The organism is Micromonospora sp. NPDC047756 (assembly GCF_055587245.1).
The window spans coordinates 1-21,961 of record NZ_JBVJGQ010000005.1 but is presented as its reverse complement, the minus strand read 5'-3'; the positions used below and the strand labels follow the sequence as shown (position 1 = coordinate 21,961).

General features: G+C 72.8%; 24 protein-coding genes. 12 read left to right on the top strand and 12 right to left on the bottom strand.

Going from position 1 to position 21,961, the window contains the following annotated elements; translation table 11 throughout:
* The first annotated feature begins 83 nt into the window (after positions 1–83).
* Positions 84–1,019: a DUF2332 domain-containing protein gene (locus ACZ6NZ_RS16810; RefSeq protein ID WP_465858903.1), complete on the top strand. Its 936-nt coding sequence runs from the start codon at positions 84–86 to the stop codon at positions 1,017–1,019.
* A gap of 48 nt (positions 1,020–1,067) precedes the next feature.
* On the opposite strand, the gene ACZ6NZ_RS16805 is transcribed toward ACZ6NZ_RS16810, so the two are convergent.
* Genes ACZ6NZ_RS16805 through ACZ6NZ_RS16795 form a run of 3 tightly spaced genes read right to left on the bottom strand, consistent with a single transcriptional unit; the run spans position 1,068 to position 3,467 of the window.
* Entirely contained in the window at positions 1,068–2,009 is a 942-nt protein-coding gene (locus ACZ6NZ_RS16805; RefSeq protein WP_465858902.1) for a MerR family transcriptional regulator, read from the bottom strand.
* 33 nt (positions 2,010–2,042) lie between these two features.
* Entirely contained in the window at positions 2,043–2,900 is an 858-nt protein-coding gene (locus ACZ6NZ_RS16800) for an alpha/beta fold hydrolase (RefSeq protein ID WP_465858901.1), read from the bottom strand.
* 3 nt (positions 2,901–2,903) lie between these two features.
* Positions 2,904–3,467, bottom strand: a complete 564-nt coding sequence (locus ACZ6NZ_RS16795) for a dihydrofolate reductase family protein (RefSeq protein WP_465858900.1) — start codon at positions 3,465–3,467, stop codon at positions 2,904–2,906.
* Positions 3,468–3,606: 139 nt separating this feature from the next.
* Between ACZ6NZ_RS16795 and ACZ6NZ_RS16790 the strand changes: the two genes are divergently transcribed.
* Together ACZ6NZ_RS16790 and ACZ6NZ_RS16785 are read left to right on the top strand one after the other, a co-directional pair.
* Complete coding sequence (locus ACZ6NZ_RS16790) at positions 3,607–3,861, top strand: DUF5522 domain-containing protein (RefSeq protein WP_465858899.1); 255 nt, start codon at positions 3,607–3,609, stop codon at positions 3,859–3,861.
* A gap of 99 nt (positions 3,862–3,960) precedes the next feature.
* The gene (locus tag ACZ6NZ_RS16785) at positions 3,961–4,509 is read left to right on the top strand and encodes a hypothetical protein (protein ID WP_465858898.1); all 549 of its coding nucleotides are present in this window, start codon (positions 3,961–3,963) and stop codon (positions 4,507–4,509) included.
* Between the two features lie 19 nt (positions 4,510–4,528).
* Here ACZ6NZ_RS16785 and ACZ6NZ_RS16780 read toward each other — a convergent pair whose 3' ends face one another.
* Positions 4,529–5,218 (bottom strand): metal-dependent transcriptional regulator, encoded by a 690-nt coding sequence (locus ACZ6NZ_RS16780; RefSeq protein ID WP_145784915.1) that lies wholly within the window; start codon positions 5,216–5,218, stop codon positions 4,529–4,531.
* A gap of 100 nt (positions 5,219–5,318) precedes the next feature.
* Here ACZ6NZ_RS16780 and ACZ6NZ_RS16775 point away from each other — a divergent pair, with 100 nt between their 5' ends.
* From ACZ6NZ_RS16775 to ACZ6NZ_RS16765, 3 genes are read left to right on the top strand one after another with little or no spacing between them, the layout of a single operon-like run.
* Positions 5,319–6,179 carry a sulfurtransferase gene (locus ACZ6NZ_RS16775; RefSeq protein ID WP_465858897.1) on the top strand — a complete coding sequence of 287 codons (861 nt, stop codon included), beginning with the start codon at positions 5,319–5,321 and terminating at the stop codon, positions 6,177–6,179.
* Positions 6,180–6,227: 48 nt separating this feature from the next.
* Positions 6,228–7,409, top strand: a complete 1,182-nt coding sequence (locus ACZ6NZ_RS16770; RefSeq protein ID WP_465858896.1) for an acetoin utilization protein AcuC — start codon at positions 6,228–6,230, stop codon at positions 7,407–7,409.
* Positions 7,410–7,422: 13 nt separating this feature from the next.
* Complete coding sequence (locus ACZ6NZ_RS16765) at positions 7,423–9,978, top strand: bifunctional acetate--CoA ligase family protein/GNAT family N-acetyltransferase (RefSeq protein ID WP_465858895.1); 2,556 nt, start codon at positions 7,423–7,425, stop codon at positions 9,976–9,978.
* 10 nt (positions 9,979–9,988) lie between these two features.
* Here the strand turns inward: ACZ6NZ_RS16765 and ACZ6NZ_RS16760 are convergent, their stop codons facing one another.
* Complete coding sequence (locus tag ACZ6NZ_RS16760; RefSeq protein WP_465858894.1) at positions 9,989–10,396, bottom strand: VOC family protein; 408 nt, start codon at positions 10,394–10,396, stop codon at positions 9,989–9,991.
* 109 nt (positions 10,397–10,505) lie between these two features.
* Positions 10,506–11,522: an RNA polymerase sigma factor SigB gene (sigB, locus tag ACZ6NZ_RS16755; protein WP_465858893.1), complete on the bottom strand. Its 1,017-nt coding sequence runs from the start codon at positions 11,520–11,522 to the stop codon at positions 10,506–10,508.
* Between the two features lie 232 nt (positions 11,523–11,754).
* On the opposite strand from sigB, the gene ACZ6NZ_RS16750 reads away from it, so the two are divergent.
* Entirely contained in the window at positions 11,755–12,543 is a 789-nt protein-coding gene (locus ACZ6NZ_RS16750; protein ID WP_465859479.1) for a sporulation protein, read from the top strand.
* Between the two features lie 109 nt (positions 12,544–12,652).
* Here ACZ6NZ_RS16750 and dtd read toward each other — a convergent pair whose 3' ends face one another.
* Together dtd and ACZ6NZ_RS16740 are read right to left on the bottom strand one after the other, a co-directional pair.
* Positions 12,653–13,075 carry a D-aminoacyl-tRNA deacylase gene (gene dtd, locus ACZ6NZ_RS16745; protein WP_366608417.1) on the bottom strand — a complete coding sequence of 141 codons (423 nt, stop codon included), beginning with the start codon at positions 13,073–13,075 and terminating at the stop codon, positions 12,653–12,655.
* On the bottom strand, positions 13,075–14,559 hold the full coding sequence (locus ACZ6NZ_RS16740; RefSeq protein ID WP_465858892.1) for a DUF7782 domain-containing protein: 1,485 nt from the start codon (positions 14,557–14,559) through the stop codon (positions 13,075–13,077). Before ACZ6NZ_RS16740 ends, dtd begins: the two co-directional genes overlap by 1 nt.
* 95 nt (positions 14,560–14,654) lie before the next feature.
* Here ACZ6NZ_RS16740 and ACZ6NZ_RS16735 point away from each other — a divergent pair, with 95 nt between their 5' ends.
* Positions 14,655–15,245, top strand: coding sequence for an HhH-GPD-type base excision DNA repair protein (locus ACZ6NZ_RS16735; RefSeq protein ID WP_465859478.1), 591 nt, complete (start codon positions 14,655–14,657; stop codon positions 15,243–15,245).
* A gap of 28 nt (positions 15,246–15,273) precedes the next feature.
* On the opposite strand, the gene ACZ6NZ_RS16730 is transcribed toward ACZ6NZ_RS16735, so the two are convergent.
* Positions 15,274–15,585: a hypothetical protein gene (locus tag ACZ6NZ_RS16730; protein ID WP_366608435.1), complete on the bottom strand. Its 312-nt coding sequence runs from the start codon at positions 15,583–15,585 to the stop codon at positions 15,274–15,276.
* A 17-nt stretch (positions 15,586–15,602) separates the two neighbouring features.
* Positions 15,603–15,887: a hypothetical protein gene (locus ACZ6NZ_RS16725; protein ID WP_030489374.1), complete on the bottom strand. Its 285-nt coding sequence runs from the start codon at positions 15,885–15,887 to the stop codon at positions 15,603–15,605.
* A gap of 104 nt (positions 15,888–15,991) precedes the next feature.
* On the opposite strand from ACZ6NZ_RS16725, the gene ACZ6NZ_RS16720 reads away from it, so the two are divergent.
* Positions 15,992–16,351, top strand: coding sequence for a DUF3099 domain-containing protein (locus tag ACZ6NZ_RS16720; protein ID WP_355009882.1), 360 nt, complete (start codon positions 15,992–15,994; stop codon positions 16,349–16,351).
* Between the two features lie 60 nt (positions 16,352–16,411).
* Here the strand turns inward: ACZ6NZ_RS16720 and ACZ6NZ_RS16715 are convergent, their stop codons facing one another.
* Both ACZ6NZ_RS16715 and ACZ6NZ_RS16710 read right to left on the bottom strand, forming a co-directional pair.
* The gene (locus tag ACZ6NZ_RS16715; protein WP_465858891.1) at positions 16,412–17,311 is read right to left on the bottom strand and encodes a carbohydrate kinase family protein; all 900 of its coding nucleotides are present in this window, start codon (positions 17,309–17,311) and stop codon (positions 16,412–16,414) included.
* Positions 17,308–18,243 (bottom strand): pseudouridine-5'-phosphate glycosidase, encoded by a 936-nt coding sequence (locus tag ACZ6NZ_RS16710; RefSeq protein WP_357263499.1) that lies wholly within the window; start codon positions 18,241–18,243, stop codon positions 17,308–17,310. Before ACZ6NZ_RS16710 ends, ACZ6NZ_RS16715 begins: the two co-directional genes overlap by 4 nt.
* 88 nt (positions 18,244–18,331) lie before the next feature.
* Here ACZ6NZ_RS16710 and ACZ6NZ_RS16705 point away from each other — a divergent pair, with 88 nt between their 5' ends.
* From ACZ6NZ_RS16705 to ACZ6NZ_RS16695, 3 genes are all read left to right on the top strand, one after another.
* The gene (locus ACZ6NZ_RS16705) at positions 18,332–18,550 is read left to right on the top strand and encodes a DUF3039 domain-containing protein (RefSeq protein ID WP_007456912.1); all 219 of its coding nucleotides are present in this window, start codon (positions 18,332–18,334) and stop codon (positions 18,548–18,550) included.
* A 40-nt stretch (positions 18,551–18,590) separates the two neighbouring features.
* Positions 18,591–19,253: a trimeric intracellular cation channel family protein gene (locus ACZ6NZ_RS16700; RefSeq protein ID WP_465858890.1), complete on the top strand. Its 663-nt coding sequence runs from the start codon at positions 18,591–18,593 to the stop codon at positions 19,251–19,253.
* Between the two features lie 189 nt (positions 19,254–19,442).
* Positions 19,443–21,176 (top strand): DEAD/DEAH box helicase, encoded by a 1,734-nt coding sequence (locus tag ACZ6NZ_RS16695; RefSeq protein ID WP_465858889.1) that lies wholly within the window; start codon positions 19,443–19,445, stop codon positions 21,174–21,176.
* The last annotated feature ends 785 nt before the right edge of the window (positions 21,177–21,961 follow it).

Sequence of the window (21,961 nt, the reverse complement as noted above, 5' to 3'; positions counted from 1 at the left end):
GCGGCAGCACTCTACGAGGCGGGTGAGCCGGCGTGCGGGAACGGGGGCTGAAATACCGACCAATGGGCTGCGACGATGAGGCCATGACGACCGCTGAGACGTACGCCGAGTTCAGCAGCCGCGAGGCGCGCGGGGTGTCGCCGACGTATGAGCGCCTGTCGCAGGCGGTCGCCAGCGACGGCGACCTGCTCACCCTGCTCGACGGGCTGCCGCCGGCCAAGCGGCAGCCGAATCTGCTGTTCGGCGTCGTCCGCTGGCTCGGTGGTCCGGTCGACGACCCGGCCGCTTTCCACGACTACGTGGTGACGCACTGGCCGGCCATCGAGACGCAGGTGCTCACCCGGGCGACCCAGACGAACGAGGCGGGCCGGTGCGCGGTCCTGCTGCCGGTGCTCGCCGCGTTACCGCAGCCGCTCGCCCTGCTGGAGGTCGGCGCGTCGGCCGGTCTTGGCCTCTACCCCGACCGGTACGCGTACCGCTACGGCGGCCATCAGGTCGGCTCCGGTGAGCCGCTTCTCGACTGCGTGGCCGACGGATTGGTGCCGCCGGGCGGCGTACCCCGGGTGGTGTGGCGGGCCGGGCTCGACCTCAACCCGCTCGACGTGACCGACCCCGACGACGTGTCCTGGTTGGACGCGCTGATCTGGCCGGAGCACGCCCATCGGCGGGCCCGGCTGCGCGCCGCGGCCGCGGTGGCCGCGGCCGACCCGCCGTTGTTGGTCCGCGGTGACCTGGTGGACGACCTGCCGGCGCTGGCCGCGCGGGCGCCGGCCGATGCGACGCTGGTGGTCTTCCACACGTCCGTGCTCTATCAGGTGCCGTCCCCGCGCCGGGACGCGTTCGTCCGGTTGGTGCGCGAGTTGCCGGGGCACTGGGTGGCGATCGAGGCGCCGACGGTGCTCCGGTACGACGGGCTGCCCGCCCCGCCGAGCGACGCGCTGCACAACGTTCTCGCGCTCGACGGGAAGCCGCTGGCCTGGGCCAGAGGCCACGGTCAGGCGCTCACCTGGTTCGGCTGACGGCACCGCGCCGACCGACGGCCAGGCCGCTGGTTCGACCCGGTCAGCTCAGCGGGCCGGCTCGGGCATCCGGTGGCGCAGGGCCCGGATGAACCAGTCCACCGCGGGTGTCGTCGCATCGCCTGTCGACCAGCCGTTGAGCACCGCCAACAGGTCGAGGTAGCGGTCCCGGCGGGGGTCGTTGGCCGGCACCAGCCGATCGAGCAACCGCCGACGCAGGTCGGCCTCGTCGGAGTGACCGTGCAGGCTCGCGTACCGGTTGGTGACGGCTGCGACCACCGGACCGGCGTCCGGGCCGGTCGGGTCGAGACCGGCCGCGAGGGCAGGGGCCACCGCGTCCCGGACCACCGCGACGGCGTCCGGGCGGGGCAGCCCCGGGATGTCGTGGTCGGCGGCGTGCTGCCGCGCGAGTCGCCGCATCCGGGCCCGGAAATCCCGGTCCCGGCACAACTCGGCCAGCTCCAGCCACGCCTCGACCTGTTCGATGCTCGGGTCGTCGGGAAGCTCCGGCGTCAACGAGACCATCACACCCGGGTACGCGGTTTGGTCGCCGAGGCCGGCGAAGACGCCGTTCAGGAAGTCCGCCACCAACTGCCCGCGTTCGCGGGTGGTGAGCTGAGCCAGCCGGTGCAGCTCGTCCACCTCGGCCGGGCCCGACCCGCGCCGCGCCGCGACGGTGAGCACCGCCTGGCGCAGCCGCAGCACCCGGATCTGCACGGCCAACGCCTCGGCGTGCGCGGCGGCCACCTCGTGCAGGGGCACCCCGTCGTTTACCACCCGCCGGATGGTGGCCAGATCCAGGCCCAGGTCACGCAACGTCCGGACCAGCTCCAACCGGGCCACGGCCGCCGGGCCGTACCGCCGGTAACCGGCCGGGCTCCGATCGGTCGGCGGCACGACCCCGCTGTCGGCGTAGTACCGGATGGTCTTGACGCTAAGGCCGGTCCGTCGGGCCAGCTCGCCGATCGTGTGACGCGTCTCCCCGCTCATGCCCCCACCCTCGCGTCTCCCCCCGGTGGAGACTCAAGCACCATCCGAGCCGGCGAGGAATGCCGCGACCGTCGCGGTGAACGCCTCGGCGTCGTCGAGCCACGGGTAGTGCCCGGCGTCCGGCTGGACGACCAGCGTGGCGCGCGGACTCAGCTCGGCGAACCGGGCCACCAGTCCCGGCGGCGCGGCCAGGTCGACCGCACCGGCCAGCAGCAGCACCGGGCCTCGATGTGCGGCGAGCGCTGTACGGCTGGCCGGCGGATCGAAGGCGCCTTCGGAGCTGAAGACCCGCGCCGCCTCGTCGTTGCGCTGACCATCCTCGGCCGCCTGATGCGCCCGTGCCGTCTCGTCCCACCGGCCGTAGAAGAACGGCGCGATTGCCTGCCGGGCGCCCGGGTCGGCCTGACCTGAGAGGACCGACTCCAACGCCGCTGCCGCCGCTGGAAACCACGGCTCGTCGGCCCGGGTCTGGATGACCTCCTGGCGTTGCGCGGCCGTCGTCTCCAGCCCGACCGCTCGGATGCTCGGGTTGATGAGCGCGAGTCGGCCCACCCGGCCGGGGTGCCGGGTCAGGTATCCCAGAGCCAGGTTGGCACCGGCGGAGTGCCCGAGCAGATCCAGCCGGTCGAGGCCCAGGTGTGCGCGTAGCGCCTCCACATCGTCGACCATTCGGTCGCAGCGGTAGGTCGAGACGTCCGCTGGGGCCTCGGAGCGGCCGGTGCCCCGCGGATCGGGGAGAACAAGCGTCCGGTGTGCGCCCAGACCGCCGAGGTCACCGAGGTACGCGCAGTCGCGCATCGGCCCACCCGGCAGGCAGACGAGCGGGTTTCCAACCCCGATCGTCCGGTACGCGAGGGTGGTCCCGTCGATCCCGGCGAAGGTGCTGATCATCGGTCAGCGGACCCGCTGGTGGCGGAGCAGGACCACGCCGTTGCCGAAGACGCGGCTCTCCACCAGCCGCAGACCGGTCGGAGTCTCGGCGTCGGGGAAGAGTCGGCGACCCCGACCGACGAGCACCGGGTTGACGTAGATCCGGTACTCGTCGATCAGGTCGTGCCGGGCGAACGTCGCGGCCAGGTCGGCCCCACCGAGCGCCAGGTCGCCGCCCGGTTCGGCGGTGAGTTTGCGGACCTGCTCGACGTCGACCTCGCGCACGATGGTGGAGTTCCAGTCGGCGTGGTCGAGGGTGCGCGAATAGACGACCTTCGGCATGTCCCGCCAGATCCGGGCGAACTCGCGCTCCGGGCCGCTGGCGGTCGGGTCCTGATCGGCGGTCGGCCAGTAGGCGGCCATCAGCTCGTAGCTGACCCGGCCGTTGAGGAACCCGCCCATCGGGGCGATCACGTCGTTGAAGTGCTGGTGCAACTCCTCGTCGACCTGGTGCCAACTGATGTCCCCACCCGGGCCTTCGAAGAACCCGTCCAATGACAGGCTCATCTGCACAACGATCTTCCGCATCGCGTCTCCTCCGTAGGATTCGATGGTTGTCGACCTCGATCGTCGTCGGACCGTACGACGAAACGCGACCACGCCGGGGGCATGTCGCCGGATTCCGGCCGGCGGGAGGACGACACCGCGCCGTCCCTAGACTGCTGCGGTGAGCGAAGAGCGGAAACCCCTGGCCGACCGGCCGCTCACCGAGCCGCACCCCTCCCGGCTGTCGCCGGAGCACCCCGACCGGGTCCGGATCCTCGCCGCGCACACCGCCGCGTTGGCCGCCGGTGAGGCTGGCTACCTCGACCCGGCGAGCGGGCTGTTCGTGCTCAGCGCCGGCTTCCTGGCCCGTCGTGGCACGTGCTGCGGGCGCGGCTGCCGGCACTGTCCGTACGTGGACGATCCACCGTCGGAATAGGCGTCAGCGGGGGCTTTCGCCCGACACCGACCACCCCGTACGGTGTCCGACGGACACCTGGCGGGCGCCTTCCGCCGTCGGTCGGCGAGAGGGTGGAACGTGCGCGGGCGGATCATGGTCGCCGGGCTGGCCGGGCTGCTGGTGAGCGGGTGCGCCGACGAGGCGGAGCCGGTGGCGGTGCCGCCGCCGGTGCCGATCGCGGTGGACGTGGCGGCGGCCTCCTCGGGCGGCGCCTGCCGTCTGCTGGACTTCGCGGTGATCGAGCAGGTGGTGAAGGTCCGCTTCGACGTGGCGGCGGCCAGCGCACAGGGTGACACCCACACCTGTGTGGTCCGGGCGACGGGTGCCACCCTGCCGGAGCTGACGCTCAGCGTGACCGAGACCACGATCGACAAGACCACCTTCGGCGCGGACGTGGTGCCGGACAAGGCGGCGAAGGTCACCGGGCTGGGTCAGCAGGCGTACAAGCGGACCACCGCGGCGGCGAGCGGGCACGGGCCGGTCGCCGAGGTGGGCTGGCTGGCCGGCGACGGAAGGCTGGCCACGGTGAGTTGGACCACGGCCCGTGGCAGTGAGCGCTCGGCGGCGGAGAAGTTGACCGGTGGCCTGACCGCGTTGGCGAAGAAGGTGGACACCCGGGCGTTGTGACGCCCGGGTGGCCGGTTGGTCAGTTGGCGGCGACGAAGACCCGGGAGGCGACCTCGCGGGGCAGCCGCACCCGGTCACCGGAGCGGTCGATCGACACCCCGTCGCGCTCCTGGGCCACTGTCACGGTGGCGCCCGGGTCGACACCGGCGGCGTGCAGCTGACGCAGCACGTCGCCATCGGTCTGCACGCTCTCGCAGATCCGGCGGACCACCACCGGCCCGGAGAGGCCGGGGAAGGCCAGGTTGCGCTCACCCTCGGCGACCTCGGTCGCTTCCGCCTCGGGGGAGCCCAGCTCCTCCAGGCCCGGGATCGGGTTGCCGTACGGGGAGCGGGTCGGCCGGTTGAGCAGGTCGTAGACCCGCTTCTCCACCGCGTCGCTCATCACGTGCTCCCAGCGGCAGGCCTCCTCGTGGGCCTCCTCGTAGGGCATCCCGATGACGTTGACCAGCAGCAGCTCGGCGAGCCGGTGCTTGCGCATCACGGAAACCGCCGTGCCGCGACCCAGCGCGGTGAGCGTGAGGTGTCGGTCACCCTCGACGGTGAGCAGGCCGTCGCGCTCCATCCGGGCGACGGTCTGGCTCACTGTGGGGCCGCTCTGTCGTAGCCGCTCGGCGATTCTGGCACGCAGCGGTGGCACCCCCTCCTCTTCGAGTTCGAGGATGGTGCGCAGGTACATTTCGGTCGTGTCGACCAGGTCGTGAGACTTCATAAGGTCAGCGGCCCTCCGATGCACGATGGTACCTCGGGTGAACGGCCGACGACCGTCGCCGAACCGCGTGCCGTCGCGCCGAATGGTGTTGGATGTCGCCATGTCCGGTACCCAGGAGCCGTTGGTCGAGGTCGACCGCCTCGCCGCCGAGCTCGACCAGGTCGACCCGCCCACCCTGCTCGACGTCCGCTGGCGGCTCATCGGCCCGCCCGGCCACGACGACTACCTCGCCGGTCACCTGCCGGGGGCCGTCTTCGTCGACCTGGACACCGCGCTCTGTGGGGTGCCGGGCGTCGGCGGCCGGCACCCGTTGCCCGACCCGGCAACGTTGCAGGCGGCGCTGCGGGCCGCCGGCGTTCGCACCGGTCACCCCGTGGTGGTGTACGACGGTGGCGACGGCATGGCCGCCGCGCGGGCGTGGTGGACGCTGCGCTGGGCCGGCCACCGGCCGGTGCGCCTGCTGCACGGCGGTTACCCGGCCTGGGTCGCCGCCGGCCGACCCGTCTCCACCGACGCGCCCGCCCCACCTCCCGGTGACATCGTGGTGCGCCCCGGCGATCTTCCGGTGCTCGACGCCGGGCAGGCCGCCGCGTTGGCCGCCGCGGACGACGCCGTGCTCCTCGACGTGCGGGCGGTGCCCCGCTACCGGGGCGAGGTCGAGCCGATCGACCCGGTGGCCGGGCACGTGCCGGGAGCGGCGAACCTGCCCGCCGGGGAGTACGTCGGGCCGGACGGCCGTTTCCTGGCCGCCGACGTGCTGAGTGAGCGGTTCGCCGCCGCCGGGGTGACCGAGGGGCGGGCCGTCGGGGCGTACTGCGGCTCGGGGGTGACCGCCGCCCAGGCGGTGCTGGCGCTGCACCTGGCCGGCCGCACGGACGCCGCGCTCTACGTTGGCTCGTGGAGCAACTGGGTGGCGGACCCGGCCCGGCCGGTCGCCTCCGGGTCGACACCCGGCCGCTGACCAGCGCGTGCGGTGGGCCCGCGCCGATCCTCGTGCGACGATGGGCTCATGTCCGACGACACTGTGGTGGTGTGGGACGAGTCGCTGCTCGCCTACGACATGGGTGACCATCCACTCGACCCGGTCCGGGTGGAGCTGACCATCGCGCTCGCCCGCGAGCTGGGCATCCTGGATCGGCCCGGGGTGCGGATGGTCAAGCCGGAGCCCGCCGACGACGCCCTGCTCACCCGGGTGCACGCGCCGGGCTACCTCGCCGCGGTGCGCAACGCGCCGCGCGACCCGCTCTTCGCCGGGTACGGGCTGGGCACCTCCGACAACCCGGTCTTCGACGGTATGCACGAGTCCAGCGCGCTCATCGCCGGCGCGACGGTCGCCGCCGCCGAGGCGGTCTGGCGCGGCGACGCCCGGCGGGCGGTGAACGTGGCCGGTGGGCTGCACCACGCGATGTCCGCCCGAGCCTCCGGCTTCTGCGTCTACAACGACCCCGCGGTGGCCATCGCCCGTCTGCTCGACCTGGGCGCCGAGCGGATCGCGTACGTGGACGTCGACGTGCACCACGGCGACGGTGTGCAGGACATCTTCTGGAACGACCCGCGGGTGCTGACGGTCAGCCTGCACGAGACCCCGCTGGCGCTCTTCCCGGGCACCGGTTTCCCGGACGAGACGGGTGGGCCGGGTGCGCAGGGCACCGCCGTCAACATGCCGTTGCCGCCCGGTGTCGACGACAGCGGCTGGCAGCGCGCGTTCCACGCGACAGTGCCGTCGGTGCTGCGCGCGTTCAAGCCGCAGGTGCTGGTCAGCCAGTGCGGCGCCGACGGCCACCGACTCGACCCGCTCGCCGACCTCAACCTGACGGTGGACGGGCAGCGGGCCACCTACCTGGCGATGCGGGCGCTCGCCGACGAGCTGTGCGACGGCCGGTGGGTGGCCACCGGCGGCGGCGGGTACGCGCTCGTCGAGGTGGTGCCCCGGGCGTGGAGTCACCTGCTGGCGGTGGCCACCGGTGACCCGATCGACCCGGCCACGCTCACCCCGCCCGCGTGGCGGGACCTGGTCGCCTCCCGACGTCTGGGTCGGGAGGTGCCGCTGCGGATGACCGACGACGCCGACCCGTCGTACGAGCCGTGGCAGCCGACCGGCGAGCCGAACGCGGTGGACCGGGCGATCGCGGCCACCCGCAAGACGGTCTTCCCGCTGCTCGGGCTCGATCCGCACGATCCACGGGACTGAGCCGGGCCGTTCGGTGACGAGTCTGGACCAACCGGTCGACGTGCTGCTCAGCGACGGCAGCACGGTCCAGTTGCGACCGATCGACCCGGCCGACGCGCCGGGCATCGTGGCGATGCACAGCCGGTTCTCCGAGCGCACCCGTTACCTGCGGTACTTCTCGCCGTACCCACGCATCCCGGAACGGGACCTGATCCGTTTCGTCACGGTCGACCATCACGACCGGGAGGCGTTCGTGGTGCTGGCCGCCGATCAGATCGTCGCCGTCGGCCGGTACGAGCGGCTCGGCCCACAGGCCCCGGAGGCGGAGGTGGCCTTCGTCGTGGAGGACGCCTACCAGGGGCGGGGGATCGGCTCGGTGCTGATGGAGCACCTGGCCGACGCGGCCCGCCGCAACGACATCATGAGCTTCGTCGCGGAGGTGCTGCCGGCCAACGGGACGATGCTGCGGGTCTTCGCCGACTTCGGCTACCAGGTCCAGCGCGAGTACGCCGACGGCGTGGTCCACCTGAGCTTCCCCATCGCGCCCACCGAGGCCAGCCTGGAGGTGCAGCGCGGCCGAGAGCACCGTACCGAGGCCCGTTCGATCGCCCGGCTGCTCGCCCCACGCGGCATCGTCGTCTACGGTGCCAGCGCCACCGGCCAGGGCGTCGGCGCGGCGGTGCTCGGGCATCTGCGCGACGGCGGGTTCACCGGTGCGGTGGTGCCGGTGCATCCGAGCGCGTCCACAGTGGCGGGCCTTCCCGCGTACCCGTCGGCTGTTGCCGCGGCGGCGCCGGTGGACCTGGCGGTGGTGGCGGTCCCACCGGAGGCGGCGACCGCCGTGGTCGCCGACGCCGCCGCCGCGGGGGTGCACGGCCTGGTGGTCATCTCGGCCGGCTTCGCCGAGGCCGGCGGCGAGGGCGCGGCCACCCAGCGGGCGCTGGTCCGCGCGGCGCACGCGGCCGGGATGCGGGTCGTCGGCCCGAACTGCCTGGGCGTGGCCAACACCGACCCGACGGTACGCCTCAACGCCACCCTCGCCCCGTCGTTGCCGCCGGCCGGTCGGGTCGGCATCTTCAGCCAGTCCGGTGCGTTCGGGGTGGCGTTGCTCGCCGAGGCGGACCGGCGGGGCCTCGGGCTGTCCAGCTTCGTCTCGGCCGGCAACCGGGCCGACGTCTCCGGCAACGACCTTTTGCAGTACTGGCAGGACGACCCGGGCACCGACGTGATCATGCTCTACCTGGAGACCTTCGGGAACCCGCGCAAGTTCGCCCGGCTGGCCCGGCGGATCGGCCGCGCCAAACCGGTGGTCGCGCTCGCCTCGCCGGCCCGTCCGCCCGGGGTCGGTGACGCCGCCGGGCCGGACGAGGTGGCGGTGGCGGCGCTCTTCGCCCAGTCCGGGGTGATTCGGGTGGACACCGTGCCGGAGCTGCTCGACGTGGGTGTGCTGCTGGCCAACCAGCCGTTGCCGGCCGGCGGTCGGGTCGGTGTGGTCGGCAACTCCTCGGCCCTCACCGGTCTCGCCGCGACCGCCTGCGTCGGGCACGGCCTGAGCGTGGCCGACGGTTATCCCCGCGACGTCGGGCCGAGCGCCGGCGCCGCCGAGTTCGCCGCCGCGCTCGCCGAGACGGCCGCCGACGAACGGGTGGACGCCCTGGTGGTGGTCTTCGCCCCGCCGCTGCCCGGTCAACTGACCGAGGTGGACGCCGACGTGACCGCCGCGTTGCCGGCCGCCCTCGCGTTGGGCAAGCCGACGGTGGCGACCTTCCTGGTCGGGCGGCTGCCACCGGGGGTGCCGGCGTACGGCGGCGTGGAGGAGGCGGTCCGCGCGCTCGCCCGCGCACACCGGTACGCCGAGTGGCTCCGCCGCCCGCCCGGGGTCGCCCCGGAACTGCCCGACGTCGATCGCGCCGCCGCGCAGGCCGCGCTCCGCGCCGACGGCACCGACCCGGGTGCGCTGCTGGCCGCGTACGGCATCGACGTGGTGGCCTCGGTGTCCGTCGACTCGGTCGAGGCTGCCGTCGACGCGGCGGCGCGGCTGGGCTTCCCGGTTGCGCTCAAGGCGGCCGATCCCGGGCTGCGGCACCGACTCGACCTCGGCGCGGTTCGGCTGGACCTGCCCGACGAGCCGACCCTGCGCCGGGCGTACACCGACCTGGCCGCGAGCTTCGGCGCGGACGCGCTGGTCCAGCCGATGGTCGCGCCCGGCGTGGCCTGCGTGGTGGAGGTGGTGGAAGACCCCGCGTTTGGGCCGGTGGTCGGCTTCGGCCTGGGCGGGGTCGCCACCGAGCTGCTCGGCGATCGGGCCTGGCGGGCGGTGCCGCTGACCGACACCGACGCGGCCGAGCTGGTCGACGAGCCTCGGGCGGCACCGCTGCTGCGCGGGCACCGGGGGGCCGCGCCGGTCGACCGGGCGGCCCTGGCCGATCTGCTGCTCCGGGTGGGTCAGCTCGCCGACGAACAACCCCGGGTGCGCTCGCTGACCCTCAACCCGGTGCTCGCCCGCCCGGACGGCATCTCGATCCTGCACGCGCAGGTGGGAGTGGGTGGCGTGGTCGCCCGCCCGGACACCGGCCCCCGCCGCCTGTGAGCGTGCCCGGTCAGGCGCGGCTGGAGATCTGCTGGACGCCCCAGGTGTTGCCGTCCGGGTCGGCGAAGAAGACGAAACCCACATTGTCCAGTGGATCGGGCACCGGCCGGGGGTTCTGACCGATCACCTGGATCTCGCTGACGTCCACACCCCGCTCGACCAGCTCCTCGTGGGCCCGTTTCAGGTCGGGCACCACCAGTTGCAGGCCCTTGAGTGAGCCGGGCGGCATCTCCGGGACGACGCCCTTACCGATCACGACCGAGCAGCCCGAGCCGGGTGGCGTCAGCTGGACGATGCGCGCGTCGTCACTGATCACGGTGTCGTGGTCCACAGCGAAGCCGAGCTGCTCGGCGTAGAACTTCTTCGCCCGGTCCACGTCCGAGACCGGCACGATCACCACTTCCAGCGTCCAGTTCATCGTCGTTATCCCCGCATCGTCGACCGGCGGACAGAATCCCCAGTCAATCACCCCGACAGCACGCAAGGCCCCGGCGAACCGCCGGGGCCTTGCGTGGGAACCGGGTGCGTCAGCAGGCGTACGCCTCCAGGCGCTGGGCCCGCTCCGGGGCGCGCAGCTTCAGCAGCGTCACCTTCTCGATCTGCCGGATCCGCTCCCGGGACAGGCCGAACTCCCTACCGACCTCGTCCAGGGTGCGCTGACGGCCGTCGTCCAGGCCGAACCGGAGACGGATGACCGCCTGTTCCCGCTGGGACAGGGTGGAGAGCACGATGCTGACCTCGTTGCGCAGCTCGCCCTGGGCGGCGGCGTCGCCCGGCTCGGTGCGCGGGTCCACCGAGGCCACGAAGTCGCCGAGCGCGCTCTCACCGTCGTCGCCGACGGCCTGGTCCAGGCTGACCGGTTCCCGGTCGTAGGAGATCAGCTCGATGACCTGGATCTCGGGGACCTCCAGCGCGCGGGCCACCTCGGCGACGGTCGGTTCGCGGCCCAGCGTCACCGCCAGTTCGCGGCGGGCCCGGACCATCCGGTTGACCTGCTCGACCATGTGCACGGGGATGCGGATCGTACGGGCCTGATCGGCCATCGCCCGGGTGATGGCCTGTCGGATCCACCAGGTGGCGTACGTGGAGAACTTGTAGCCCTTGGCGTAGTCGAACTTCTCCACGGCCCGGATCAGACCGAGGTTGCCCTCCTGGATCAGGTCGAGAAACGCCATGCCACGGCCCGTGTAGCGCTTGGCGATGCTGACCACCAGCCGCAGGTTCGCCTCCAGCAGGTGGTCCTTGGCCGCCCGACCCTCGGCGACGATCAGCTCCAGGTCGGCTCGCAGCTCCGCGGAGACCGGGGTGCAGGTGGCCAGCTTCTCGGCGGCGAACAGGCCGGCCTCGATGCGCCGGGCCAGGTCGACCTCCTGCGCGGCGGTCAGCAGCTTCGTCCGGCCGATTCCGTTGAGGTAGGCCCGGACCAGGTCGGTCGAGATGCCGCGCTCGTCGGTGGCGTCCAGGTCGACGAGGGCCTCGGTGGCCCCGTCGGTGTCGGTCGTGGTGGCCGGGCGCGTCCGGTGTTCCGTCATCTGCAGAACCATCTCTGTCTCTCCCCGTTTCCACGTCGGTGCCGTGTTCCCGGCCCAGTGGTGCCGGTGTGACAACAGCTTGGCGGGCGGGGCGTAAAACGGGAGTGAGGCGATCGGGCACCCGACAGGAATCGCGTCAGATCGCTGGTGCGGTGTGTCGTCGGAGTGTGTGGTTGCCCGCCCCGGCTACGTTGCGGACGGCCGGCCACCTCCGGCCAGCCGGAAACGACAGTTGGAGGACGGTGTGGTCTTCAAGCGGCTCATGAAGGCGATGGGCGTCGGTGGTCCGTCGGTCCAGACGGAGCTGGCCGACCCGAACTGCCGCCCGGGTGGCCAGTTGGAGGGCCGGATCCAGGTGCTGGGCGGCGACCACCAGGTCGACATCGACCACGTCACCCTCGGCCTGGTCACCAGGGTGGAGGTGGAGAGCGGCGACAACGACTACGACACCACTCAGGAGTTCCACCGCCAGCAGGTCACCGGCGCGTTCCGGCTGGAGCCGGGGCAGCGCTACGACCTCCCGTTCCGTTTCGACGTGCCGTGGGAGACACCGGTCACCGAGCTGTGCGGGCAGCACCTGCACGGGATGACGATGGGCCTGCGTACCGAGCTGGAGGTCGCCCGCGCGGTCGACAAGGGAGACCTGGACGCCGTGTCGGTGCACCCACTGCCGGCGCAGGAGCGACTGCTGGACGCGCTGCTGCGGCTGGGCTTCCGGTTCGCGCGCGCCGATGTGGAACGCGGGCACATCTACGGCGTACGCCAGACGTTGCCGTTCTACCAGGAGATCGAGTTCAGCCCGGCGCCGCAGTACGCCCGCTCGATCAACCAGTTGGAGGTCACCTTCATCGCCGACGCCCAGCAGATGCAGGTGGTGCTTGAGGTCGACAAGCGCGGCGGCGTCTTCGCCGAGGGCCGGGACGCCTTCGGTCGGTTCACTGTCGACCACGCCACCGCCGACCGCACCGACTGGACCGCCGAACTCGACAACTGGCTCCGCCAGTCCCTGACCCGCCGAGGCCTCTTCTCCTGACCCCACCCACCCCTCTTTGCGCGTTGATCATGAAGTTATTGCCACGACACGCCGAGGTGGAGGGCAATAACTTCATGATCAACGGAGGCGGGGTGGGGGGTGGGGGGGGTTAGAGGTCCAGGAGGAGGGTTTGGGGGCCTATGTTGGTGCTTTCCACCACCATGTGGGTGCGGAAGCGGCCGGTCTCCACCTTCGCTCCTCGTTCCCGCAGGGCGTCGACCACCGCTGTCACCAGTGGCTCGGCGACCTCGGCGGGGGCGGCGGCGGACCAGCTCGGTCGGCGGCCCTTGCGGGCGTCGCCGTAGAGGGTGAACTGGCTGACCACCAGGATCGGCGCGCCGGTGTCCGCGGCGGACCGCTCCCCGTCCAGGATGCGTACCTCGTGCACCTTGCGGGCCATCGTCTGAACCGTCTCCGCGGTGTCGGTGTGGGTCACGCCGAGCAGCACCAGCAGGCCGTTCTCGATCGCACCGACCACTTCGCCGTCCACCGTCACGCTGGCCCGCCCGACGGTCTGCACCACCGCCCGCATCAGGCGTTCACCGGCTCGATGAAGCCGCGCTCCACCAGGTGCGCCACGATCGGGCCGGCGGCCTCGGCCATTTCGTCGGGCTCGACGTCGTGCGCGGCGGCCAGCAGGGCGAGCTGGTCCCGCAGCGGCAGCCGGCCGTCGGCGCCACCGACCAGCGCCAGGACCAGCGGGTCGATCTCCTCGGTCCACCGCAGGCCGTGCGGCATCGCGAGGACCTGGCGGTCCACCCCCCAGCCCTCGTCGCCCATGGTGGCTTCCTGCCGCAGTTGGAGGCCCTCGGCGGCCCGGTAGCGCTCGGCGAGCAACGCTTCGGTGTCGCGTACCCGGAGGAAGTCCTGGCGGTCGAACCAGGCGGCGACCTGGTCGCCCAGCGGCGGCTGCACCTGCTGGCGCAGATCCTCCACCCGGACCACCGGGTCGGCATGCCCGCCGCGACGCAGCGACACGATGCCGAAGCCGATGCCCTCCACCTTGTGCGCGTCGAACCAGTCCAGCCAGGCGGCCATCCGCTGCGGGTCGGCGCTCTCGGCGGCGTCGGTGAGCCACAGGTCGACGTACGCCATCGGGTCGGCCACCTCGCGTTGGATCACCCAGGCGTCCAGGCCGGTCCCGGCGAACCAGCCGGCCACCCGCTCGTCCCACTCCTCGCCGGCGACGTGCACCCAGTTGGCCAGGTACTGCATGGTGCCGCCGTCGGTGAGCAGGCCCGGGGCGGCGGCGGCCAGCTCGGCGCCGATCGCGTCACCGACCCGGCCGGAGTCGCGGTACACGTGCGTGGTGGTGCCCGGGCCGACCACGAACGGTGGGTTGCTCACCACCAGGTCGAACCGCCGACCGGCCACCGGGGCGACCAGGTCGCCGCGGAGCAACTCCCAGTCCTGCCCGTTGAGGGCGGCGGTGGTCGCGGCGAAACGCAGCGCCCGATCGGAGAGGTCGGTGGCGGTCACGGACCGGGCGTGGGTGGCCAGGTGCAGGGCCTGGACGCCGGAACCGGTGCCCAGGTCCAGGGCGGTGTCGACCGGCCGCCGCATGGTCGCGCCAATCAGGGTGTGGGTCGCCCCGCCGATGCCGAGGACGTGCTCGGCGTGCAGCGGACGACCCGGCCGGGCGCTGGCCGGCACGTCGGCGAGCACCCACCAGTCGTCCCCGTACGGCTCCAGGTCGACGCCGGCACGCAGGCCGTCGCCGTACCGCTCGACCAGCCCGCCGGCCAGCGCCTCGGTGAGGCTCAGCGGTGTCAGCGCGGCGGCCACCGCTCCCTCCGGCTCGGTCTGGTCGCAGATGAACACCCGGATCAGGGTGCCGAGCGGGTCGCCGTCCTCGGTGGCGCGCAGCGCGGCCCGGTAGTCGTTGCGGGCGACCGCCGCGGTCGCCTGCGCGCCCAGCCGCTCGGCGATGCCGTGGCTGGTGAAACCGGCCCGGGTCAGCGCGGTGCGCAGCGCGTCGACACCGGCGGGGGAGAGCAGCATGTCGTGTTCGTCCACCCCGACATCCTGCCTCCCGTCGCGTCCCGGGTCAGCGTCACCCGCCGGATGGTGTCGGAGCGTCGGTGTCTGCCCGGATCGGTGCGCCGGGCAGGATGGTCGGCATGACGCTCGTGCTGCCCATCGACCCCGAAGCGAACCGGCTGCTGGAGCGCAGCCCACTGGCACTGCTCCTCGGCATGGTCCTGGACCAACAGGTGCCGATGGAGAAGGCGTTCTCCTCGCCGTACGTGCTGGCGCAGCGGCTCGGCCATGAGCTGGACGCGGCGGAGCTGGCCGGGTACGACCCGGAGGCCCTGGTCGCGCTCTTCGCCCAGCCGCCCGCGCTGCACCGGTTTCCCAAGGCCATGGCGGCCCGGGTGCAGGAGGTCTGCCAGGTGCTGGTGGAGCGGTACGACGCCGACGCCGCGCTGCTCTGGGCCGAGGTCGTCGACGGGCCGGAGTTGCTGCGCCGGGTCTCCGCGCTGCCCGGCTTCGGCAAGCAGAAGGCGCAGATCTTCGTGGCCCTGCTCGGCAAGCGGTTCGGGGTGACACCGCTCGACTGGCGGAAGGCGGCCGGGGACTACGGCGATCCGGGCGCGTACCGGTCGGTGGCCGACGTCACCGACGCCGATTCGCTGCGTCGGGTGCGGGAGTTCAAGCAGCAGACGAAGGCGGCGGCCAAGGCGAAGACCGCCGGCGGCTGACCGGCCGGCCCGGTGAGGGGCGGTCGGCTCAGGCGGCAGTGGGGTGCGCCAGCGAGGCCAGCGCGCGCCGGACGTCGGCCAGCGAGACGGTCGCCGAGTCGTCCAGGTCGGCCAGGCCGGCCTCGATCCACTGGCGCATCAGCGTGGTGACCCCGATGCCCCGGGCGTCGGCGGCGGCGCGGACCCGCTCGTAGGTGTCCAGTGGCAGCCGCACCGAGCGGCTCACCATCGGCACGTCGCTGTCGGGGATGGGCAGCTCCGCCGCGGGGCTCTCGTCGATCAGCTCGGCGATGCGTTCGCCGCCGCCGTGGAACTGCTTGGTCGCGTCGTTACGGTGCATCGTCACGGCCTCCTCGTCTAGCGAGATCTCCGCACGGCCTCGTCGTAGCGCTTGGACTCGACGTCGCTCAACTCGCGGGCGGAGAGAATGTCCCAGTCGTTGTCGGTGCCATCGGCCTCGGCGAGCAGCACCGCCAGCCTGCGGCCCCGACGGGCGGCGGCGTAGACCACCATCACGTCGTCACCCAGATGACGGATGACCCGTCGGGCGCTGTGCAGCGCCTCCCAGACTTCCCCGGGTGTGACGTCGTAGACCCTCAGGTTGGCCAACGCCTCGTCGGTGAAGCTGAACCTGCTGCCCACAGCGCGGAGCGTACCACGCGCGTAACACGTGCCGGGATGAGTCGAAGTTCGCTGATCACGGACCTGCGGTGACAGGATGAGGCGTAACCCCCTCGAGGAGGTCCATGGTGAAGCGTCAGGCGTACCAGCCGATTCTGATCACCGACGCCTCGCGCAGCCAGGACGATCAGCTCAACAGTCGCCAGCGCCGCTATGTCCTGATGATGGGCATCCGGGTGCTGTGCATCATCGTCGGCGCGATCCTGGTCGGTGCGAACGCCCCACTGCTCTGGCTCTGGCTGCCACTGTGCGGCCTCGGCATGGTGCTCATCCCCTGGCTGGCCGTGCTGCTGGCCAACGACCGGCCACCGAAGGAGGAGCACCGGCTGGCCAACCGGTTCCACCCCCGTCAGCAGGACGACACCCCGCCGATGAGCCTCACCGCCGAGGAGCGCCCACACAAGGTCATCGACGCCGAACCCTGACCCGCGAACGGGCCAGGGTTCGAGCAGTCAAGAAGTCGAGCGGTGGCCGTGCGCCGGCCGCTACCCCTGGGGCCGAGCCCCGGCGGTGGAGACAGCCAGCGCGCCCAGGTCGGTGGCGCGACCCAGTGCCGCGCTCGGAGTGGCACCGGCGAGCCACGCGGTGAGCAGACCGGCCGCGAAGGCGTCGCCCGCGCCGGTGACGTCCACCACCGCCACCCGGTTGGCCGGAGCCACGCAGACCCCCGCGGTGCGATCCACCCAGACCGCGCCGGCCGCGCCGCGCTTCACCACCACCCGTCGAGCCGTCGCCGACAGCGCCCGCCCCTGCGCCGCCGGGTCCAGGCCGCCGGCCAGCACGGTGGCCTCGTCCGCGTTGACCAGGAGCAGGTCGATGTCGCGTACCCAACTCAGGAACACCGCCGCGCCGATCCGCCGCAACGGCGCCGCGGAGGCCGCGTCGACGCTGATGGTGAGCCCGCGCTCGCGGGCGGCGGCCAACGCCCGCAGCCCCGCGCCGCGCGACTCCGCGTCCAACAGGGTGTACGCGGACAGGTGCAGATGCCCGGCGTCGGGCACCGCCGCGAGGGCCTGCTCGACGTGCGCGGCGCTCAGCCGCAGGTTCGCGCCCCGCTGGCTGACCATGGTCCGCTCGTCGTCGGCGGCCAACACGATGACAGTGCCGGTCGGGGCGCCGTCGACCCGCTCGATGGCGCAGTCGACGCCGGCCCGTTCCAGCTCGGCCACCCGGTCCCGCCCGGCGTCGTCGTCACCGACGGCCCCGACGAGCGTGACGTCCACCCGCTGCGCGGCGATCCAGGCGGCGGTGTTGGCCGCCTGACCACCGCCGCCGAGACTGATGGCGGCCCCGGTGTCCGATCCGGCCGCCAGCGGTCCGGACAACACGGCGACCACGTCGGTGATCACGTCCCCGACGACGACCATCCGGGCCGGTCGGGTCATGCCGGGACGGCGGTGCCGCGTGCCACCGAGGCGACCGCGATCCGCGCGGCCAGGTCGGCGTTGCGCAGGATGATCCGGACGTTCACCGCCAGGCTCGCGCCCTCGGTGGCCGAATGGAAGTGCGCCAGCAGGTACGGCGTGACGGCCTTTCCGGTGATCCCGTCCCGCTCCAGCAGGGCCAGGCCCTCGGTGAGAGTCCGGTCGTGCAGCTCCGGGTCGAGCTGCTCGTCGACCGGTAGCGGGTTAGCGATGAGCAGCCCGCCGGTGTGCACGGCGTGCTCGTCCCGGGCGGCGAGCACGGCGGCGACCTGCTCCGGCGAGTCCACCGACCAGTCCAGGTCGAAGCCGGCGTCGGTCAGGTAGAAGCCGGGGAACCGGCGGGTGCGGTAACCGACCACCGCGACCCCGAGGGTCTCCAGGCGCTCCAGCGTCGCGCCCACGTCGAGGATCGACTTGACCCCGGCGCAGACCACCGCGATCGGGGTCTGCGCCAGGGTGACCAGGTCCGCCGACTCGTCGAAGGTGTGCTCGGCCTCCCGGTGCACCCCACCCAGCCCACCGGTGGCGAACACGCCGATGCCGGCGGCGGCGGCCACCGCGCTGGTCGCGGCCACGGTGGTCGCGCCGTCCGCGCCGGTCGCGGCGGCGACCGCGAGGTCGCGGACGGAGAGCTTGGTCACGCCGTCGACCGTGGCCAGCCGGGTCAGCTGCGCGTCGTCCAGGCCGACCACCAGCTCACCGGCGATCATGCCGATCGTCGCCGGAACGGCCCCGGCCTCCCGGACCGTCCGCTCGATCTCCCTGGCCACGCGCAGGTTCTCCGGTCGGGGCAGCCCGTGCGAGACGATGGTGCTCTCCAGGGCGACGACGGGTCGGCCGTCGCGCTGGGCTTCGGCCACCTCGGTGCCGTAGCTGATGCGAAAGTCAGTCACACGGGCACCGTACGGGGTGGGGCCCCCGCCGGGCTCAAGTGGACCCGGCCGTGATGACCTGCCAAACTTGTCCGTTGGAGGTGCAGACGTGAGCACAGAGGTTCTCGAGCGTCCGGAGCTGAAGGACGCCGACACCGGTCCCGAGATGTTCCACTACGTCCGCAAGGAGAAGATCGCCGAGAGCGCCGTCATGGGCACTTTCGTCGTCGCTCTCTGCGGCGAGACCTTCCCGGTCACCAAGGCGGCCAAGCCGGGTTCACCGGTCTGCCCCAAGTGCAAGGAGATCTACGACTCGTACCGTGAGTGAACCTCGGCCGATGTTCCGGCCGGCGACGTAGCCTGCGGCGGTGACCACCTCCACCGCCCTGCTCCTCGCCGACCTGACCGGGGTCGCGGTGTTCGCCGCGTCCGGGGCCTCGGCGGCGGTGGCCAAGCGACTGGACCTGTTCGGCGTCGCGTTCGTCGGCTTCGTCGCCGCCCTCGGCGGTGGGATCTTCCGGGACCTGGTCATCGACGAGGTGCCGCCGCTGGCGTTCGCCGACTGGCGGTACGCGGCCACTGCCGCGATCACCGCGCTCGCCGTCTTCTGGCTGCACCCGCAACTGGCCCGACTGCGCACCACGGTGCTGGTGCTGGACGCGGCCGGCCTGGCGCTGTTCACCGTCACCGGCACGCTCAAGGCGCTCGACGCCCGGGTGCCGGCGGTCGGGGCCTGCCTGATCGGCATGCTCACCGCCATCGGCGGCGGGCTCGGCCGCGACCTGCTCACCGCCGAGATCCCGGTCGTGCTGCGCCGGGAGATCTACGCGCTGGCCGCGCTGGCCGGTTCGATCCTGGTGGTGCTGCTGTACGTCACCGGGCAGACCGGGCCTGGTCCGCTCACCGCCGCTGCCGTCCTGGTCTTCGGACTGCGCCTGATCGCGCTGCGTCGACGCTGGTCCGCGCCGGTGGCCAGGATGCGCCCGCCGCGCGCCGACGGGGCGGATCCACGCACCGACCGGAGTTGGTGAGACGGCCGGGCGCTGTTCGCTCGGGTGCGGGATTGTGACCAGCGTGGCGTCGCCTGGGCCCGGCGGCCCGTGCTGGTTATGCTGAGTCGGCCTTCGCGGCAGCTTCTGCGCGGAGGCGTTTTCATGGGCGGCGGATCCTCGTGGCCCTCGCCCGGGGTCCGCCATCGTGCGGTCGGAGAGGAGCTTCGCGTGGCAGCCCGGACGCCGGTGCTCGAGACGTTCCCGGCGCTACGCGCCTGGCAGCGCAAGGCGATGGTGGAATACCTGCGTCGTCGTACCGAGGACTTCACCGCGGTCGCCACCCCCGGCGCCGGCAAGACCACCTTCGCCCTGCGGATCGCGGCCGAGTTGCTCGGCGACGGCACCGTGGAGGCGGTTACGGTGGTCGCACCGACCGAGCACCTGAAGAGCCAGTGGGCAGACGCGGCAGCCCGGGTGGGCATCCAACTCGACGCCGCCTTCCGCAACGCCGACCTGCACTCCTCGGCCGACTTCCACGGCGCGGTGGTCACCTACGCGCAGGTGGGGATGGCCCCGCAGGTGCACCGACGGCGCACCATGACCCGGCGCACCCTGGTCATCCTCGACGAGATCCACCACGCCGGCGACTCCCGGTCCTGGGGCGACGGGGTGAAGAACGCCTTCGAGCCCGCCGTACGCCGGCTGATGCTCACCGGGACACCCTTCCGCTCCGACGACAACCCGATCCCGTTCGTCAGCTACGAGCGAGGCGGGGACGGGCTGCTGCGCTCCCGCGCCGACTCGGTGTACGGCTACTCCGACGCGCTGCGCGACGGGGTGGTCCGGCCGGTGCTCTTCCTGGCGTACTCCGGGGAGACCCGCTGGCGTACCAACGCGGGCGACGAACTGGCCGCCCGGCTGGGCGAGCCGATGACCCAGGACCTGGTGGCCCAGGCGTGGCGTACCGCCCTGGACCCGGCCGGCGACTGGATGCCGCAGGTGCTGCGGGCCGCCGACGCCCGACTCACGGTGCTGCGCAACGCGGGCATGCCCGACGCCGGTGGTCTGATCATCGCCACCGATCAGCAGACCGCCCGCTCGTACGCCAAGCTCATCGAACAGGTGACCGGTGAGAAGGCCGCCGTGGTGCTCTCCGACGACCAGGGCGCGTCCGCCCGGATCGCGACGTTCGCGGCGTCCGACCAGCGGTGGATGGTCGCGGTGCGGATGGTGTCCGAGGGGGTCGACATCCCACGACTGGCGGTCGGGGTCTACGCCACCAGCGCCAGCACCCCGCTGTACTTCGCCCAGGCGATCGGCCGGTTCGTGCGGGCCCGCCGGCCCGGGGAGACCGCGTCGGTGTTCCTGCCCAGCGTGCCGCACCTGCTCGGGCTGGCCAGCGAGATGGAGACCGAGCGCGACCACGTACTCGGCAAACCCAAGGAAGCCGACGGTTTCGACGACGACCTGTTGGAACGCGCGCAGCGCGACGACCAGGCCAGCGGGGAACTGGAGAAGCGGTTCGCGGCGCTCTCGGCTACCGCCGAGCTGGACCAGGTGATCTTCGACGGCGCGTCGTTCGGCACCGCGGCCCAGGCCGGCACTCCCGAGGAAGAGGAATACCTCGGCCTGCCCGGTCTGCTCACCGCCGACCAGGTTTCGCTGCTACTGACCAAGCGGCAGGCCGCACAGCTCGCCGCCCAACGCCGCCGTACGGCCGACGGGGCCGCTCAGCCGGCCGCTGCGGCCACGGCAGCGCCCCCCGCACCCATGAGCGCCGCCCAGCGCCGCGTGGCGCTCCGGCGCCAACTGAACGCTCTGGTCGCCGCCCGACACCACCGCACCGGCCAGCCGCACGGCAAGATCCATGCCGAGCTGCGCCGGCTCTGCGGCGGTCCGCCGAGCGCCCAGGCCACCATCGAGCAGCTTGAGGAACGCATCGCCACCGTGCAGACCCTCTAGACCGGCCAGCCGTGGCCGGTCGGTAGTCGGTAGGCGGCGCCTGTACCGCCGCAGATGCCCGGCCCGGCGTGCGGCCGGCGCGGGCCCGGCGTGGGGCCGGCGTGGGCCCGGCGTGGGGCCGGCGTGGGGCCGGCGTGGGCCCGGCGTGGGGCCGGCGTGGGCCCGGCGTGCGGCCGGCGTGCGGCCGGCGTGCGGCCGGCGTGCGGCCGGCTGCTGGGCGTGCTGCTCCTGGCCGCCTCGACCGTCTCGATAATCCGGTGTGGTCGCGGTCTGTGCTTGCGGTGTTGTGGCGGGCTGTGCTTGCGCCTGTGGTCGCGGTCCGTGCTTTGCGCCTTGATCCACTCGGCTTTCTTGAAGACGCGGTGTTCGAGCGAGGTGGAAAGCGCGATTTCACGGAACCCGAGTGGGTCAGCGGAGGCCCGGCTGGTGCTGCGGGTTGCCTGCCCAAAAACGGCGATGGATGCCCCCCTGTGCGGGCGTCCCGATCTCAAGATCGCGCAACATCCTGGTTCTAGTGGCTTCCCGGCGTTCCGTGGCCACTACATCCTGGTTCGAGTGTGATCTTGGTGGCCGTGGGTGCCACGCCGGGGGCTCCGGTCACCCCAGGGTCGGCGTTTGTCCTCAAGATCCGTGCAGGATCAGGGATGTTGGTGTCTCCGTGCGTGTCGGAGGCAGCAGCATCGGGGATGTTGTTCGGATCTTGGGCGCGGGGCGCGGGGCGCGGGGCGCGGGGCGCGGGGCGCGGGGCGCGGGGCGCGGGGCGCGGGGCGCGGGGCGCGGGGCGC

Coding starts and splice junctions, on each gene's coding strand:
- ACZ6NZ_RS16775 (WP_465858897.1), top strand. CDS start 5,319: ATGTCCGGTACCCAGGAGCCGTTGGTCGAGGTCGACCGCCTCGCCGCC.
- ACZ6NZ_RS16795 (WP_465858900.1), bottom strand. CDS start 3,467: ATGCGGAAGATCGTTGTGCAGATGAGCCTGTCATTGGACGGGTTCTTC.
- sigB (WP_465858893.1), bottom strand. CDS start 11,522: ATGGTTCTGCAGATGACGGAACACCGGACGCGCCCGGCCACCACGACC.
- ACZ6NZ_RS16780 (WP_145784915.1), bottom strand. CDS start 5,218: ATGAAGTCTCACGACCTGGTCGACACGACCGAAATGTACCTGCGCACC.
- ACZ6NZ_RS16715 (WP_465858891.1), bottom strand. CDS start 17,311: ATGACCCGACCGGCCCGGATGGTCGTCGTCGGGGACGTGATCACCGAC.
- ACZ6NZ_RS16720 (WP_355009882.1), top strand. CDS start 15,992: ATGGTGAAGCGTCAGGCGTACCAGCCGATTCTGATCACCGACGCCTCG.
- ACZ6NZ_RS16810 (WP_465858903.1), top strand. CDS start 84: ATGACGACCGCTGAGACGTACGCCGAGTTCAGCAGCCGCGAGGCGCGC.
- ACZ6NZ_RS16805 (WP_465858902.1), bottom strand. CDS start 2,009: ATGAGCGGGGAGACGCGTCACACGATCGGCGAGCTGGCCCGACGGACC.
- ACZ6NZ_RS16800 (WP_465858901.1), bottom strand. CDS start 2,900: ATGATCAGCACCTTCGCCGGGATCGACGGGACCACCCTCGCGTACCGG.
- ACZ6NZ_RS16760 (WP_465858894.1), bottom strand. CDS start 10,396: ATGAACTGGACGCTGGAAGTGGTGATCGTGCCGGTCTCGGACGTGGAC.
- ACZ6NZ_RS16730 (WP_366608435.1), bottom strand. CDS start 15,585: ATGCACCGTAACGACGCGACCAAGCAGTTCCACGGCGGCGGCGAACGC.
- ACZ6NZ_RS16770 (WP_465858896.1), top strand. CDS start 6,228: ATGTCCGACGACACTGTGGTGGTGTGGGACGAGTCGCTGCTCGCCTAC.
- ACZ6NZ_RS16735 (WP_465859478.1), top strand. CDS start 14,655: ATGGTCGGCATGACGCTCGTGCTGCCCATCGACCCCGAAGCGAACCGG.
- dtd (WP_366608417.1), bottom strand. CDS start 13,075: ATGCGGGCGGTGGTGCAGACCGTCGGGCGGGCCAGCGTGACGGTGGAC.